The sequence below is a fragment of the Arthrobacter sp. TmtSoilC79 genome (assembly GCF_059739405.1).
The window spans coordinates 3,835,062-3,852,105 of sequence record NZ_AP046051.1 but is presented as its reverse complement, the minus strand read 5'-3'; the positions used below and the strand labels follow the sequence as shown (position 1 = coordinate 3,852,105).

9 protein-coding genes and 1 tRNA gene are annotated in these 17,044 nt (G+C 63.5%); 3 read left to right on the top strand and 7 right to left on the bottom strand.

Features of this window, described 5'->3' with window-relative positions:
• Positions 1-54: 54 nt before the first annotated feature.
• From AC6JA3_RS17615 to AC6JA3_RS17600, 4 genes are all read right to left on the bottom strand, one after another.
• Complete coding sequence (locus AC6JA3_RS17615; RefSeq protein ID WP_347781863.1) at positions 55-1,212, bottom strand: globin domain-containing protein; 1,158 nt, start codon at positions 1,210-1,212, stop codon at positions 55-57.
• Positions 1,213-1,356: 144 nt separating this feature from the next.
• Positions 1,357-1,827: an RrF2 family transcriptional regulator gene (locus AC6JA3_RS17610; RefSeq protein WP_026542201.1), complete on the bottom strand. Its 471-nt coding sequence runs from the start codon at positions 1,825-1,827 to the stop codon at positions 1,357-1,359.
• A 40-nt stretch (positions 1,828-1,867) separates the two neighbouring features.
• On the bottom strand, positions 1,868-2,323 hold the full coding sequence (locus tag AC6JA3_RS17605; RefSeq protein ID WP_026542200.1) for a hypothetical protein: 456 nt from the start codon (positions 2,321-2,323) through the stop codon (positions 1,868-1,870).
• 7 nt (positions 2,324-2,330) lie between these two features.
• Entirely contained in the window at positions 2,331-3,749 is a 1,419-nt protein-coding gene (locus tag AC6JA3_RS17600) for a phosphomannomutase/phosphoglucomutase (RefSeq protein WP_347781862.1), read from the bottom strand.
• A 125-nt stretch (positions 3,750-3,874) separates the two neighbouring features.
• Here AC6JA3_RS17600 and AC6JA3_RS17595 point away from each other — a divergent pair, with 125 nt between their 5' ends.
• Together AC6JA3_RS17595 and AC6JA3_RS17590 are read left to right on the top strand one after the other, a co-directional pair.
• Positions 3,875-6,040, top strand: coding sequence for a RecQ family ATP-dependent DNA helicase (locus AC6JA3_RS17595; protein ID WP_026542198.1), 2,166 nt, complete (start codon positions 3,875-3,877; stop codon positions 6,038-6,040).
• Between the two features lie 160 nt (positions 6,041-6,200).
• A complete protein-coding gene (locus AC6JA3_RS17590) occupies positions 6,201-7,667 on the top strand; it encodes an MFS transporter (protein ID WP_347781861.1) in 1,467 nt (488 codons plus the stop codon).
• 145 nt (positions 7,668-7,812) lie between these two features.
• On the opposite strand, the gene AC6JA3_RS17585 is transcribed toward AC6JA3_RS17590, so the two are convergent.
• Positions 7,813-7,900, bottom strand: a tRNA-Ser gene (locus tag AC6JA3_RS17585).
• Positions 7,901-8,068: 168 nt separating this feature from the next.
• Complete coding sequence (locus tag AC6JA3_RS17580; RefSeq protein ID WP_497920411.1) at positions 8,069-10,297, bottom strand: prolyl oligopeptidase family serine peptidase; 2,229 nt, start codon at positions 10,295-10,297, stop codon at positions 8,069-8,071.
• Positions 10,298-10,357: 60 nt separating this feature from the next.
• On the opposite strand from AC6JA3_RS17580, the gene AC6JA3_RS17575 reads away from it, so the two are divergent.
• Positions 10,358-12,307, top strand: coding sequence for an FAD/NAD(P)-binding protein (locus AC6JA3_RS17575; RefSeq protein WP_497920410.1), 1,950 nt, complete (start codon positions 10,358-10,360; stop codon positions 12,305-12,307).
• 186 nt (positions 12,308-12,493) lie between these two features.
• Here AC6JA3_RS17575 and AC6JA3_RS17570 read toward each other — a convergent pair whose 3' ends face one another.
• Positions 12,494-17,035, bottom strand: coding sequence for an ExeM/NucH family extracellular endonuclease (locus tag AC6JA3_RS17570; RefSeq protein WP_497920409.1), 4,542 nt, complete (start codon positions 17,033-17,035; stop codon positions 12,494-12,496).
• Positions 17,036-17,044: the final 9 nt, after the last annotated feature.

Here is a 17,044-nt window from a genome sequence, read left to right as displayed (position 1 = left end):
GGTGGCGGGCCGCCGTCGTTTCCGATCCCTGGCCAGTGTGCTTGCGAGCCAGACCTAGTTGGCGAGCCAAACGTCCGGGCCAAAGACCTCGTAGTGGATCCGCGTGGCCGGAATTCCAGCCTCAATGGCTTCGTCGCGGATCTTCTTCATGAAGGGAAGCGGTCCGCAGAGGTACAACGAGGCATCGGCAGGGACGTCAACTTCCCGCAGTGACATGAAACCCTGCGTGGCCGCGGCATACGGAGTTTCCAGCCAAAGTTTCAGGTCTGCGTCGATTGCCGCGGCGTCTGCCGTCATTTGCCCGCTGAGTGCCCAGTTGTCCATGGCCTTCTCGGCGTGGAGGACCAGGACCTGCCGGTCCGTTCCAGCCTCGGCGAGTGAACGCAGGATGGACGCCGTCGGGGTGCAACCGATGCCTGCCGAGGCGAGAATGACCGGTCCCGCTCCCTCTTTGAGGGTGATTTCGCCGTAAGGGTTGGAGATTTCCAGAATGTCGCCAGGTTCGACGCCGGCGTGCAGGGCCGTGGATACCTCACCGCCGTCGTTCAGTTTGGTAGTGAAGGTCCGGCTGGTGCCCGAGTCGCCGGACAGCGAATACTGGCGCACCTGACGGAGCCCGTCACTGAGGCGGACCTTGACGCTGATGTACTGACCGGGAACCGCAGGGGTGACCGGGGTGTCATCGGCCGGTTCCAGAGTGAAGGTCATGGCGTCGGTGCCTGCCGGTTCCTTGGCCGTAACACGCCAGGGCATCCACATTTTGCTGTTTGCCTGCGAGGCGTAGAGGTCCTTTTCCAGCTTGATCAGCGCGTCAGCCATGAGCCAATAGACCTCAGTCCAGGCCTCAGCGATCCCGGGCGTGATGACCTCTGCCAGGTCTGCGGCGATCGCGGCGAACAAGTGCTCGTAGACCACGTCATACTGCTCTTCGGTGATTCCGAGGGAGGCATGCTTGTGCGCGATCCTGGACAGGACTTTCTCCGGAAGGGTGCCTGGGTTGTTGACCAGGTGGGTGGCGAAAGCTGCGATGCTTCCGGCCAGTGCCCGTTGCTGGTCACCTGAACGCTGGTTGGAACGGCTGAAGAGGCCGTCAAGCAGCTGGGGGTGCGCCGAGAAAAGCCGCTGGTAGAAGTCCACGGTGATCGCGCCGATCCGTGAGCCCACCAAGGGAAGGGTTGCTTCGATGATGGGGCGGGACTTTTCCGAGAGCATGGTTCTCCTGGGTGTTAGGGGCAGGGCTTGCCGGCCAAAATATATAAGCATTTGAAATGCTTATATTGATACCTCAATTTCTACACCTCGTAGAAGTGATGTGCAAACTGGGAGGGAGGTCCCTGATAGGCGCTTTGGGGAGCCCTAAGGCTGGGTAGCCGGCAACCTGAATTCCGGACGCAGCCCAATGGAATGGAACACCGGATTCATCTGGCGGGCGTGGGGAAGCGAAGCAATGACCACGGTGTCCAACTCGCGGTAGAAGGCTTCCCTGGCCCGGTTCATCGCGTGGCGCAGGCCGCATTCCGTGATGAGCGGACAACTCTTGGTGGGGGATTGGCACTCTGCCGGGTCCTGCCTGCTGTCCAAATGACGCAAGACTTCGCCAACGGTAGCCTTGCGTCCGGTTTCATTCAGTCTGGAACCGCCCAGGCGTCCCCGTTCAACGTCAATGTAGCCCAGTGCGCGCAAGCGGACCATCGCTTTGCTGACATGGTTGTACGGTGTTCCCACGGCGTCTGCCACCGCTTGGGTGGTCAGGAGCACACCTTCTGGAGCGGCGGCCAACACCATGATGGCCCGGAGGCTGACATCTGCAAACGCGTTGATTTTCATGGCATCAACTTCCGGCTAGGGTCCGGCTAACGGTCAGGGTCTAGTCCACCCAGATGGATGGCTCGTGTGTATCAGGTTCCATTGCGCTGAAGGCAAAACCGTCGGCGGTAGGAGAGTAGGGAATGATAGCCGCCAGGACGTCGCCGTTCCGGTGCTCGGCTGCGCCGTGAATGCCGTCTGACCCATGGTCGGGCAGGCTGACGTCACTGACCACGGCTATGGCCCGGAAATCATCCCGGCCCTGGCGCAGCAGGTCATGAACATCATTCAGCATTTGGCCGGCATCGACGTCGCCGTTTTCATCCGGCTCGCCGGGGGCAATCATCACTATCCGGAGTTCACCATCATTGGACATCGTGATTCCGAACGGGAAAAAGCCGCCATTTTGCTGGATGTGCTCCTGGGCGGTTCCCAAAGCAGTGCCCAGGGTTTCGCGGAGTTCGCGATCCTGGTCTGATTCCTCCGGGACGCCCTCGTTGGTGGACTGGTGGTTCATGACAGACCTACGCCCGGACCAGTGCGAGGACGCGGTCGCGGATCTTCTCCATGGTGGGCTGGTCCTTGGCTTCTGCGTTCAGTCGGAGGAAGGGCTCGGTGTTGGATGGGCGCAGGTTGAACCACCAGCTGCCATCCTTGGCCGTGAAGGTGCTGCCGTCCATGTGGTCGATCTCGACGTCCTCGGTTTCAAAGTCGACGCGAACGCGTTCCACGGCGCCTGCTTTGTCCTCGATCTCCGAGTTGATCTCGCCGGAGGATACGTAGGGCTCGTACTGGCGGCCCAATTCGGACAGCGGACCGTCCTGCTCGCCGAGGGCGGCCAGGACGTGCATGGCGGCAAGCATGCCGGTGTCAGCGTTCCAGAAATCGCGGAAATAAAAGTGGGCGGAGTGCTCTCCGCCGAAGACCGCACCTTCCTCGGCCATGACCGCTTTGATGAAGGAGTGACCCACGCGGGTCCGTACCGCACGGCCGCCATCCTTGGCGACAAGCTCGGGCACGGCCTTGGAGGTGAGCAAATTGTGAATGATCACAGGGGTTTCTTCGCCCGCAGCTTGTGCACGGGCAATTTCCCGGCGGGCCACCATTCCGGTGATCGCAGACGGGGAGACGGACTCACCCTTCTCATCGATCACAAAGCAGCGGTCAGCGTCGCCGTCGAACGCCAGGCCAATGTCCGCGCCGTGTTTGATGACGGCGGCCTGCAGGTCCCGGAGGTTTTCCGGTTCCAAGGGGTTGGCCGGGTGGTTGGGGAAGGAGCCGTCCAACTCGAAGTAGAGCGGGACGATCTCGAACGGCAGGGCGGGGAGCAGTTTGTCGCCGAGGACTGCGGGAGTGGTCAGTCCGGCCATGCCGTTGCCGGCGTCCACCACCATTTTCAGTGGACGGGAACCGGAGAGATCCACCAACTGGCGCAGGTATTCCGAGTAATCCTTCAAGACATCGCGCACGCCGATTTCACCGCGGGTGCCCGCGTCCGGGATGGTGCCTGAGTTCAGGTATTGCTCGGCCAGGGCCTGGATTTCCTTCAGGCCGGACTCCGAGGAAATGGGTTGGGCGCCGGCCTTGGCCATTTTGATGCCGTTGTACTCGGCAGGGTTGTGGCTGGCGGTGAACGTTGCCCCTGCTGCGTTCAAGGCGCCGCACGCGTAGTACAGCTCATCGGTGGAAATAAGGTCCAGCAAAAGGACATCAGCGCCACGCGTGGCCGCACCGTTGGCGAATGCCTGGCTGAACTCGGGGGAGGACGGACGCATGTCGCCACCGACCAGGACCGTCTGGCCTTCAAGTCCGAGGACGTCGATGAAGGCAGCACCGACGGCCTCGACGATTTCAGCCGTAATGGATTCACCCACGATCCCACGGACGTCATACGCCTTGAAGGAGGCCGAGAGGTCGAATGTCTTGTTCTGCTCGCTAGTCACGCGCTCAATCCTACTGTGGCAACGCAAACGGGCAGGCACGCACGGACCTTCCTTGTGGATAATTGTTGTCCACATAGCGGGGTCTGCGGGTGATGGCTGTCAGGGCCGGCTGGAATACTGGGGTGATGGCCAACGAACCCCAAAACACTGCAGTTTCCGTGCAATCACCCACCCAGCAGCAAGCATTGGCCTGCCTGCGGGAGTTGGTGGGGCACCCCGAAGCCCGGTTCCATGATGGCCAATATGAGGCCATTGAAGCGTTGGTTGATGCCGGGCGCAGGGCCTTGGTGGTCCAGCGCACGGGGTGGGGAAAGTCCGCTGTCTACTTCGTTGCATCCTTGTTGCTGCGAAAGCGTGGAGCGGGCCCTACCCTGATTGTTTCGCCCCTGCTGGCGCTCATGCGTGACCAGGTCGCCGCAGCCGCCCGGGCTGGAGTGCGGGCTGTTGCCATCAACTCCGCAAATGCCTTGGAGTGGGATACCGTACTGGCCCAGTTGGCCGCTGACGAGGTTGACGTTCTCCTGGTCTCGCCCGAACGGCTGACCAACCCTTCCTTCAGGGAGAACCAGCTTCCGGAGCTCATCCGGCGTACCGGTCTGCTGGTCATCGATGAAGCCCACTGCATATCGGACTGGGGACACGATTTCCGCCCGGACTACCGCCGCATCGCAGACCTCATAGCCCAGCTGCCGCCATCCGTGCCTGTCCTGGCAACCACCGCTACGGCCAACTCCAGGGTGGTCCACGATATCGAAGAGCAACTTGGCGAGGGCGTGCTGACCATCCGTGGTGCGCTGGGCCGTGAATCGCTGCGGCTCGGAGTGCTGACACTGCCCGATTCCCGGGACCGGCTTGGTTGGTTGTTGACCCACCTTGCGGACATGCCCGGGAGCGGGATTATCTACACACTCACGGTCTCGGCGGCCGAGGATACTGCCAGGCTCCTTGCTGAAGCCGGACACAATGTCCTTTCCTACACTGGCAGGACGGACCCAGCAGACAGGGAGCGTGCCGAACAGCTCCTCAAGGACAACCAGGTGAAGGCCCTCGTGGCCACCTCCGCCCTGGGAATGGGCTTCGACAAGCCGGACCTGGGCTTCGTCATCCACCTTGGCGCGCCATCGTCGCCAGTTGCCTATTACCAGCAGGTTGGCCGTGCAGGACGTGGGGCGGCCAACGCCGATGTCCTGCTGCTTCCCGGCTCCGAGGACCGTGAGATCTGGCAATATTTCGCCACGGCATCCATGCCGTCCGCCGAGAAGGCGAACGCCGTACTGGCAGTCCTCGGTGAAGCCGGTTCGGCCCTGTCAACGGTGGCGCTGGAAGCCAGGGTGGACCTTCGCCGTACGCCTTTGGAACTCCTCCTCAAGGTCCTGGCGGTAGATGGGGCTGTGGAACGCGTTGGCGGAGGATGGCGTTCCACAGGCTTGCCGTGGAACTACGACGCCGAGCGCTACGCCCGTATCGCCGAGGCCCGGGTGGATGAGCAGGATTCCATGGTGATCTACCAGGACACCGCGGGATGCCGCATGGAATACATCACCTCGGTGCTGGACGACGAAACGGCTGCCGCTTGTGGGCGCTGTGACAACTGCGCCGGCCGGTGGTTCCCCGTGGACGTCGCGGCCTCGGCATCCGACGCCGCCGGGCAAACCCTGCGCCGTGCAGGAATAGCGTTGGAACCACGGCTGCAGTGGCCAAGTGGCATGGACCGTCTCGGAGTACCGGTCAAGGGAAAGATCAAGCCGGACGAAAGCGTGGCCGAGGGGCGGATTCTGGCCAGGCTCACCGACCTTGGCTGGGGTGGAGCATTGCGGGAGTTGTTTGCTGCCGGTGCCCCTGATCGGCCCGTTGACCCTGCCATGCTGCAAGCGTGTGTCCAGGTCCTTCGCGAATGGTCCGGAGCGGAGGGCGGAACCCCGTGGAGCGGAGCCGGACGTCCGGCGGCAGTTGTCAGCATTCCTTCACGAAGTAAGCCGCAGTTGGTCGAATCCCTGGCTCAAGGAATAGCGGGCATCGGGCGGATGCCGTACCTCGGGCAGCTCCAACCCCAGCATGGCGGGCCCACCGGCGCACGTGGCGGCAACAGTGCTTACCGCTTGGCAGGGGTGTGGGACAGGCTCCAGGTCGGACCGGACCTCGCCCAGGCTTTGGCAGGTCTCGGTGGCCAACCCGTGCTGTTGGTCGATGACCTCATTGACAGCCGCTGGACCATGACGGTCTCGGCCAGAGCGTTGCGCCAGGCCGGAGTGGGCGCGGTGCTGCCGCTCGCGCTGGCCCAAGCCGGGTAGTGCCGACCCATCCCGGGTAGTGCCGCCCAAACAGAGTGGTGCACTGGTCGCTCACCGGTAGAACTACGTCATGTTGTGATCGCTCCCACGCTGCATCTATAGGATCGAGCAAACAGCCTGCTGCCCGTCGCAGGCCTACGCCAGAACCCGGACCGGAGCCATGAGCGCAAACCCGAGCGATACCGACGTCGACGCCACCGAACATACGACGTGGCGGCCGCGCCTGGCACTGCTGGTGGCTGCGACGTTTTTCATGGAGTTCCTGGACGGGACCATCCTCACCACGGCCATTCCCAGCATCGCCTCCGATTTCCGGGTAGCGCCGGCCGACATCAATATCACCATGACCGCGTACCTGGTGACGGTGGCCATGGGCATCCCCTTGAGCAGTTGGCTGGCGGAGCGTTTTGGTGCCCGTAGGATCTTCTGTCTCGCAATTTCGGTCTTCACCATTGCCTCCCTGCTCTGCGCGATCAGCACCGACCTGACCATGCTCACCCTCAGCCGGGTAGCCCAGGGGATGGGCGGAGCCATGATGGTACCCGTGGGCACCCTGGTGGTGCTTCGGGGCACACCCAAGTCCGAGCTTCTGCGCGCCACCGCCTACCTCGTGTGGCCGGGGCTCCTTGCACCTGTCTTGGCGCCGATGGTGGGCGGGGCACTGACTACCTTCCTGTCTTGGCACTGGATCTTCATCATCAACGTTCCACTCGGCCTGGCTGCTTTCATCGCCGCCCTGAGGCTGGTACCGCGGACCCAGCTTGACGGGAAACGGCGTTTGGACTGGTTCGGACTCCTCCTGACGACCCTGGGCGTAGGTGCGTTGGTGGTGGGCCTGGAGACTTTGGGTGGGCATGCATCCAACCTCCTTGCCGCAGGAGTGGTCTTCGCGGGGGTCCTGTCCCTTGCAGGCGCAGTCTGGTGGATGGGGAAAGCGAAGGTACCCCTGTTCAACCTCGGCGTCTTTGGCACCCGGACCTTCAGGGCTACCTCCACGGGTGGGTTTATTTACAGGCTCACCATCAGCTCCGTCCCATTCCTGTTGCCGTTGATGTTCCAGGACGGGTTTGGCTGGGATCCCCTGAAAGCAGGAGTGATGGTGGCGGCCGTGTTTGTTGGCAACATAGGAATCAAGCCGGCGACTACGCCTTTGATCAGGCGTTTTGGGTTCAAACCGGTGCTGGTCTTCGCCTCGTTCGCCTCGGCTGTGACGTTTGCCCTGTGCGCTTTCCTTGACGCCCAGACACCAGAGCCCCTCATTTTCGCCCTGTTGCTGTTCAGCGGCGCCTTCCGTTCCATCGGTTTCTCTGCCTACGCCTCGGTTCAGTACGCGGACATCGTTCCCGGGCAGTTGCCCTCCGCCAACGCCATCTCGGCAACGCTTGTCCAGTTGGCGGCCGCGGCCGGGATTGCGGTGGGCGCTTTGTTCCTGCGCTTGTTCGAGGCCACTGATGCCTTCGGCCCGGACCAGGTGGCGGCGTACAAGGGTGCTTTCGTGGCCATGGCTGCCTTGATGCTGATCAGCACCGTGGACAGCCTCACCCTGCACCGCCATGCGGGGGCTGAGGTCAGTGGCGGCGTCAAAACCGGAAGAGGCAAAACCAGCAAAGCACAGCGGGGGAGCTAAGCCCGGCGGCAGAGTGAAGCGCGGCTGAGCTCCTGCCCTTTGCGCATCCGGAATTCATGCACGTCGGCTATACCTCCGGATTTCGGCCGGAGGAAGCACGCTTAAACGCAAAAGGTCCCGGTTTCGAAAAACCGGGACCAATTCGCGGAGACGGGGGGATTTGAACCCCCGGTGGAGTTGTGCCCCACACTTCATTAGCAGTGAAGCCCATTCGGCCGCTCTGGCACGTCTCCCTTTGCTATTGCTAGCCCACCAAGGATACGCAGAACGTGGCGTCCAGCGCAAAACAGCCTTTGCCAAGCTCCCCAATTCGATGGTTCCCTGCCAGCCGTGCCGTTCGCTCGGCACTCTCAGCAGGGAACCCCCGAAACGGGGAGGGCCTCTCCCACGAAATGGGAGGGTCAGTCGCTTCCAGCCAACGAACGCCACAGGAAGTGGTTGCTCCGCGCCTGCAACGCCGCGGCCTGCCTGTTGTCAGATGCGCCGGCGTGGCCACCTTCAAGGGCCTCGTGGAACCAGACGTTCGGGATGCCCATGGCCTGCATGCGGGCAGCCATCTTGCGGGCTTGGACGGGTCCCACCCGGTCATCGGAAGTGGCAGTCCAGATGAACGTCTCCGGGTACTCCACGCCATCGCGAAGGAGGTGGTACGGCGAGAAGGTTCGGATGAACTCCCATTGTGCGGGGACATCGGGGTCCCCGTATTCGGCAATCCATGAGTAACCGGCGGAGAGCTTGGTGTAACGGCGCATGTCCAGGAGCGGCACTCCGCAGGACACGGCACCGAACAGTTCGGGGTATTGGGTGAGCATGTTCCCCACCAGCAGCCCGCCGTTGGAGCCGCCGACGCATCCCAGGCGTGCCCGGCTGGTGACCCCGCGGGAGATCAGGTCGCGGGCCACGGCAGCGAAGTCCTCATAGGCCCGGTGACGGTTTTCCTGGAGTGCAGCCCGGTGCCAGGAAGGTCCGTATTCGCCGCCGCCCCGGATGTTGGCCACCACATATACGCCGCCGCGCGAGTGTGGTCCGGCGCCGTCTCCAGCGGAAGGACCAGCAGTTCGCCGTTCAAGCCATGCGCGGCCGATGGTTCCGCTGTAGGCCGGGGTCCGGGAGATTTCGAATCCGCCGTAGCCGGAGAGTTGGGTGGGGTTTTGGCCGTCGAGCACCAGATCCCTGGACGCTATCTGGAAGTACGGAACCTTTGTTCCATCCGCGGAGACGGCAAAGTGCTGCTGGACCTCGTACGCGGCTTCGTTGAAGAACGACGGCGACCGCTTCACTTCCGCATGCCGGCTCACCACGCCGCCGGACTGCTTGTCCCCGGCGGTGGTGAGGGTTCCCCGGGTCAGGGTGGTGGGTGTGATGAAGCCGGTGGCCACCAGCCAGAAGTCATTGCCGGCAGGGCCTTGGTCTTCGTCATCCACGGCGTAGGCGTTGACGTCATGCAGGGGCGGGCAGGCGTCCAGGAGGGTGGACGCCCAGGCACCTGCGGAGTCAACCGTGGAAGGATCCAGTACCCGGATCTCCGAAGAAACGTCACGCAGGAGGTTCAGCAGCAGGTAGTCCTTGGTCCAACTCCAGGACTGCAGCGAGGTCTGGGTATCCGGTGTGAACAGGACCAGCAGTGCACGGGACCCGGCCAGGTAGGACTCAAAATCGGCAGCCAACAGCGATCCGGCAGGGTAGAGGGAACCGGACAGCTCCCAGTCTTTCTGCGGACGGAACAGCAACCAGTCGCGGTGTGCACTGATGTTGACGTCCGTGGGAACGTCGATTGCCACCCACGAGTCATCGCGCAGCAGCCAGGTGCTCCTGTTGTAGAAATCGATGTAGTCCACGGCGAAGGTGCGCTCGTAGCCGGGGGTTGAGTCGTGGGCCACCATGGCCAGCATGTGGTCTTGGGGGATCTCGAAAAGTCGCTCCGCCTCGGCCAGCGTTTGGCCGCGTCGGAGCTTTACGCCGGTCCGGGCGTAGGAGGACGTCGTTGCAGGCAGCCCGTCCGCTGTGCTGGATACCAGCAAAGTGTCCGCATCGAGCCAGCTCACATTTCCTTTGGCGGTGGGGAGGTCGAAGCCGCCCTCCACAAAGGTGCGGGATTCGACGTCGAACTCGCGGTGCCGGTCCGCATCCCCGCCGTCGGGGGAGAGCGAGACCATGGCCAGCCGGTACTCCCCGCCGTCGGCCGGCCGGAGGAAGCCGGCGCCGTGGAAGACCCACTCCACGCCTTCGGCGGCGGAAAGAGCGTCGATGTCCAGCAGGACATCCCATTCCGGCTGCTCAGTGAGGTAGCTTTCCCAGGTGGTGCGGCGCCAGAGGCCTTTCGGGTGTTCCTGGTCTTTCCAGAAGTTGTAGTAGTAGTCCCCGCGTTTGGAAACCATGGCGATGCGGTCCGTTGAGTCGAGGACTTCCAGGATCCCGGCTTCAACAGCGGCGTACCCGGCGTCTTCGAGCAGTTCCTCGGTGCGGGCGTTCTGTTCACGGACCCACGCCAGCTGTTCTTCGCCGTGGATGTCCTCGAGCCAGACGTTCTCATCGGTGGGCTCAGGCGCGAGGTCTGCGGCATGGCGCGGCCCGGAGGTAGTGGTGCCCGTCCCGGGAAGTGGCGTCTGATCAGCTTCTGTGGTGGTCATCGCCCCATCCAAGCAACAGTGTTCGACTGGAAGCAAGTCACACAGAAGTTAGGCTTGAGCGTGGCTAAATCGCAAACCATCCGTGTTGCCCTGGTAGGGGCCGGCCCCAGGGGCACCAGTGTCCTTGAGCGGCTGCTTGCGAATTGGGCTGCAGCGACACCACGGGGATCAAGCCTCCGGATCGATGTGGTGGATCCCTTTCCTGCCGGTTCGGGCCACGTGTGGCAGCCGGAGCAGTCGCGCCTGTACCTGATGAACACCCAATCGTTTTATCCGACGCTCATCCCCGAAGACCCGCAGCTGGCTGAGCCCTTGGCGGGTGGTTCCTTCGACCAATGGCGTGAAGCCCGGCGTCGTGATGGCGAGGGACTCAACGAGGCCGAAAAGGCGGAGCTGGCCACGCTGGAATCGCGCGACTTCCCCAGCCGCGCCCTGTACGGCAGGTACCTCCGCCAGACTTTGGCGGGCGTGCTGGAACGGCTGCCCGACGGCGTCGAAGTCACCTTCCATCAAACGCTCGCCGTTGCTGCGCGGCCGGTAAGCCGCGGCACGCAGGACGGATTCGACGTCGAACTCGCCAACGGCGACACCCTCACCGTCGGCTCGCTGGTCCTCGCGCTGGGGCACATTGAGTCCCGCCTGAATCCGGAGCAGCGTTCTTTCCAGCGCGCAGCCGAGGACCAGGGCCTGCTGTATTTCCCGCCTGCCCCGCCGGCGGACGTGGACTGGCAGGGGGTGCCGGACAACGAGCCTGTACTGGTCCGCGGCATGGGCCTGAATTTCTTTGACGTCATGGGCCAGTTGACGGAAGGCCGGGGCGGGAAGTTTGTTGAGGCCGGTGCCCCGGGAGCCGGGGTTCTGGAGTACCGGGCGTCGGGGAGGGAACCCAAAATCATCGCAGCTTCCCGCCGCGGCACGCCGTACCGGGCCAAGGCGGGCCTTGATGGCTACTATCCGGCCAGCATCACCATGAGGTACTTGACCGAAGATGCCGTGGATGTTTTCCGGGCAGCAGGAATCCAGCCTGGTTTTGACCATGATCTGTGGCCGCTGCTGCACCGTGACGCTTTGTGGGCCTACTATTCAACCCTGGCCCGTTCCCAGCCCGCGGCCATCAAGGATCCCGCGCAGTTCCTGGCCGATCTTGAGGATGCGCTCCAGGTCCACGCCCATACCACCACGCATTGGGAAAGCAGCGTGGGCGACCTCGTCGAAAAACACGTTGTCCCCTCACGCCGCTTAAACCTCCGGGGGCTGGCCGCACCGCTAGCGGGACGGACGTTTGCCTCCCGGCACGAGCTGGACCTTGCCATCACGGCCTATTTGGATGACGATGCCCGGCGCTCCGCCCTCGGCGAGGCAGACCCCGTCAAGATGGCCATCGGAGCGCTCCACACCGGCCGGGCCATCCTCAAATCGGTGGTGGCCGATGGCGGCATCACTGACGAATCATGGCTCTCCGGCTTGCGTGGCTGGTTCGAGTCCTTCGTGGAAGGACTGGCCAGCGGAGCCCCTGCGCTGCGTTCGGAGCAGTTGGCAGCCTTGGCGCGTGCCGGCGTCGTGAGTTTTGTCGGTCCGGATCCGAAGTTCAGCGTGGACCGGACCGCCAAGGTTTTCCGGGCCGCGTCCCCGTGGGTGCATGACGCTCCGGTGGAAGCCCCCACCCTTATTGAGGCGATGTCGCCGGCGAACCGGGTGGCCATGAATGTTTCCCCCCTGCTGGAGCAGATGCTCGCCGATGGCCTGGTACGCCCCAAGATCATGATGGGTGGTGAGGGTGCGCCCGTGCAGACCACCGGACTGGACGTGGAACCACATCCGTACAGGCCGTTGGCCGCGAATGGTTCCATCACCCGGAACCTGTACGTCCTGGGCCTTCAGCTGTCCGCAACCCAGTGGGGCACTGCCATTGCTGCCGAGGCCCGGCCAAAGAAGGGCCCCGCCTACGCCAGCGGACAGCGGACCCTGCGCGATGCCGACGAGATCGCCCGAAGCATTCTGGGTCGCTGACGGCTTCAGGTTGTGGGGCACCCGCCCTTCAACGCGTGCGGTTCTCCGGGTGGAATGTACCCGGCCACCAAGTGGCTGCCAAGCACAAGTATCTCCCAAGCACAAGTATCTCCCAAGCACGAGGCAGGGCCCCTCACGACCAAGATCGTGAGGGGCCCTGCCTTTATTGTTCATGCCCGGAAGCGGTTAGCCCCTCAGGCACCTCTGGTACTCCAACCAGGCGAACCCATACCTGAGCCAGCCCACGATGTCGTACCACTTGGAGGGTTTGGTGGGTGCGGTGCACTGGGGCGGGTTCGGGCCGGTCGCGGCAACCTTCACGAGTGCCTTCACCACGGTCCCGCTTTCGACGGCGGTCAGCACCACGGTGCCGGTACCTGCGGCCGCCGCTGTGGGCACCTTGAGGTCCACGGTGGCCGCCCCTGCTGTTACCGGCACGGATCCGAGGGCCAACGTGGCACCCTTGCTGTCAACAAAGACTGCGTTCAGTGTTGCGTTGGCTGGGCTGCCGATCGAGGTGAGGTTCAGCTTGGAGACAGCCAGCGTGATGGATCCACCTGCTTTGACCTCTGCTGCGGTGGAGTTCACCACGGCGACGGAACGGCGGGCGAAGTCCGGCGACACAGGCTTGTGCCCCTGCAGATACTTGATCCACGCATCACGGTCCACCAGCCCGGTGTCCTTCGTGTTGTTCCCCTCCTTGAAGACCCGGAAGTTGTCACCACCGGTAGCCAGGAAGCTGAAGGTGCCGATCCTGTACTGCTTGGCGGGGTCAATCACGGCGCCGTTCACCCAAATGCCCGTAATCCGGTCTCCGGCAGCGCGTGCGGCGTCGTAGGTGTAATTGACGTTCTTGGACAGACCCAACTGCTGGTAGGGGCGGCTGGGTACGGTTCCGTCAGGGTTTGTCTGCCACTGCTGCTCAAGAAGGATCTTGAACTGTGCGCCCGTCAGGGAGGTGGTCCACAGGTTGTTCACGAACGGCAGGACCGCATTGGCCTCGGCGTAGGTGATGGTGCCGTCCGGCGCGTAGTAGAGCTCGTTGCGCAGGCCGCCGGGGTTGACGACGCCGATCTCCGCGGCTCCCAGTTCTGGCGCCTTGAGCGTATCCACCAGGGAGTCCGCCACCAGGTTGCCCAGCGTGGACTCGTTCGCGCGATCGTCGCGCTTAGGGGCCCCGCCGGCAGGATCGGGAGTGAACGCCGTGGTGATATCAGCGGTGACTGCGCCTACTGGCTGGTTGCCAATTTCCGCTGCCTGGGCCAGTGCCTTGTCCACGATCGTCTTTACCGCGGCAACCCGTGGGTAGGCAGCCACCAAGGCCTCCGCGGTTTCGGTGGTCCGGTCCACCACGGCTGCCTTGTAAGCAGTCACAGTTTTGCTTGCGGTATCCACCGTGAGCGTCACGCTGCCCACATTCTCGCCGTAGTTGCCGGTCTGAACGATGGGGCGGGTCTTGCCGGTCGGCTGGCCGTTGGAGTCCAGTACCGGGGCGTCCCAGGCGTATTCCTTATGCGTGTGGCCGGTGAAGATCGCCGCCACGTCCGGAGTGGTTTCGTTGACCAGTTTGGCGAACGGACCGCCCGCTGCGACTTCCTGCTCCAACGTGGCACCCTCGGGGGTCCCGGAAGCCGCGCCGTCGTGGTTTTCCACGATGATGAGGTCGGCGAGGTTGCCGGCCTTGATCTTGGCCGCCACCCGGTTGATGGCCTCCACGGGATCGCCGAATTCGAGGTCCGCGATTCCGGCGGGTGTCACCAGCGAAGGAACTTCCTGTGTGACTGTGCCGATAACGGCCACCTTCATCCCGTTCATGTCCAGGACCTTGTACTCCGGCAGGACCGGTGTGGTGGTGCCCTTCTGGTACACGTTGGCTCCGAGGTAGGCAAACTTCGCGTTGGCGCCTCCAGCGACGACGCGGTCGCGCAGGTCCGGCCAACCGCCGTCGAACTCGTGGTTGCCCACAGCAGAGGCCTGCAGTTCCAAAGTGTTCAGGACGTCAATGGTGGGCTGGTCCTTTGCCACCGCAGAGGCGAAGAGTGAGGCTCCGATGTTGTCACCGGCCGAGATGAAGGCCGTAGCGCCGGGGGCGGCTGCGGCCCTGAGCTTTTCAACCGTTCCGGCAAAAAGCACCGTGTTGGTGTCGATGCGTCCGTGGAAGTCGTTGATCCCCAGGAACTGCAGGTCAACGCTTGCCGGTGCGTCCGTGGCCAGGTTCAGGCCCACCACCACGGGGTCGTGGTCGCTGGCCCGGAACTCGTCCGCGGCGTAGTAGTTGGTCACATTGTTGTTATACCTGCTGTACTCCAGTGCGACGGACTCCACGGAGTTGATATTCCAGATGTCGGTGCCGGTGACCACCTTGTGGGCGGCCGGGGAGGCGAGGATGTGGTCCAAAGAACCCACCATGCCGCCAAAGAGGTACGAGTGCTTGCCCGTGCCTGCCTCAAGGTCGGTGTACCCGGCTCCGGTGAGGACGTTGATGGGGTCTTCCTTGGCGTAGGCATTGAAGTCGCCGATCAGGAAGACCTTATCGGTGCCCTTTGAGGCCTGGAGGTCCTTGGAGAAAGCGAGCAATGATTCGGCCTGCTTGGTGCGGGCAATGTTCGAGGCACCCTGGCCCTTGTCGGTATCGTCCGCGGTGGCGGCCGAGCCCTTGGACTTGAAGTGGTTCACGATCGCGATGAACTTCCTGTCATCGGCTCCGCCCACCGGCTTGAAAACCTGCGCGAGGGGCTTGCGGGCGCTGGCGAATGCCACGGTGTCGTTGTGGATGACTGACTCGCCCACAGGCTCTGCCGCGGCCTTCTTGAAGATGAATGCGGTCCGGATCATGTCCTCATCGCTCAACGGCGGAGCGTTTGCGGGAGTGCGCACGTAGTCCCACACCCCAGGTGTCTTGACGTTGAGCGCGTCCACCAGCTTGGACAGGGCGTCATCACGGTTCTTGCCGAACTGAGCCGAGTTCTCGATTTCCTCAAGGGACACGACGTCGGCACCCGACTTGGTGATGGCCGCTACGATTTTGTCCTGCTGGCGCTCAAAGTTCTCTGCGTTGGCAGCGCCGCGAGCATTGCAGCCGTCCTTGACAGTGATCGGGTTGCCGTCGCGGTCAGTGTAGAAGTTGCAGCCCGTGAGCTGGTCCCCGGTGGTGGGGAAGTAGTTCAGCACGTTGAACGAAGCCAACTTGAGGTTGCCGCCAACATCGGACGGACCGTCGGGCCGGCTGGCGGTGAAGCCGGCCGGTTGGACGGACTCAGCATTGGCCGGGCTCAAGGCAGCAAGGGGCTGGAATTTCCAGGAGTTGTTGCCGTAGCCCAGGATGACGTCCGTGCGGAACTGCGCGGCTGAACCGACGCGTACCGGATCTGTGGTTGTCAGGTACGGCAGGGCCTGGGCTTTGGTGGTTGCGTCCTTGAGGAAGTTGGTGGACGCGCCGTCGTCGAGCTTGATGGCCCGGAGGGCGTTGTCCGCCACGAGTGCCGCGTACTCGGCCGAGCCGTAAGCGGCCACAGCCGTGGGCTGGACCAGGGGCGACTTCCCGGCCGCGAGGCCGATTTCGCCGTACTGGTTCAAGGAGTAGTTGTCCGTGACGGTGAAGTCGCCCTGGGGTGCCACGAGCATGCCTTCGAGGCTTTCCCTGGCGGCCTCATTGGCCGGCAACGTGAACGGTGTGGACTTGACCTCGGGGGCGGCCTCAGCGAGCTTCTTCAAACCGGCAGCTTCAACCGTGAGCTGGGTCTGGTTGGCGAATTCGCTGACCACGCCTGTGAGTTCCAGATAGTCGCCTGCCTGGACTGTGGTGGCCGTTGACGGTGAGTAGATAAATACAGCGTCCGACGCCGGCCTGGCCGCCCCGGCGGTCCCGCCGCCGGTTCCGGGAGTCTGGACGTAGTAGCCGTTAAGGCCGCCCGTGGCATACACCGCGGTGACCTTGCCCCGGGTAGTGACCGTGCTGCCCACCAATGGGCTGGCCGTGCCGGTTCCCTGGACCTCGGCAATGGTCTTGACACCGGGCTCCGGGTCAGGGCCCGGGTCAACGGGCGGAGTTCCGCCGCCGTTGGAGGAAGTGGGGGTGATGGTGGCGCTGAGGCTGAAATCGGCCGCGTTGGAATTGGTGTCAACGCCGTTGGTGCGGTTCAGGCTCTTGACGTCCGAGTTGCCGGTGGGTGCAGTTGCCGCAGCCGTTTCGAAAGTGTTGGAGGTACCGTAGCCCAGAAGGTCGGCAATTGATGCGTTCTCTGTTATCGGGCCTGCAGGAAGCGGGTTAACGGCGGTGGCCTGCCGTGCCAGGACCAGCGTTCCGGTGGTTCCACTGGGGTTCAGTGTTCCGGTGGCCTGCACATCGGCCGTGGGAAGGGCCGGAGCTGTGGAGGTTCCGCTGTTGGTGGCGCCCTGGACCAGGAAATAGCCCTTGGCGGGGATGCTGCCGGTCAGCGGGGTGATCCCCGTGGGAGCAGCGGTGGCAGTGCCGGACCGGTACTGCAGCGACCATCCCGCCAGACTGACGGGAGAGTCGGAGGAGTTGTAGAGCTCCACGAATTTGTTCTTGTAGGCGGTACCGGCGCTGCCACCGCTGAGGTAGGCCTCGTTGATGACCACCGGCGACCCGCCGGCAGACGCCGAGGGATCATCCGCTGCCATAGCCGGAGCGGCTGTCAGCGGGGCCGCAAGCAACCCCGCCGACAGGACCGATCCTGCCAGTACTTTCCAATGTTGTTGGTGCATCCGCTCTAA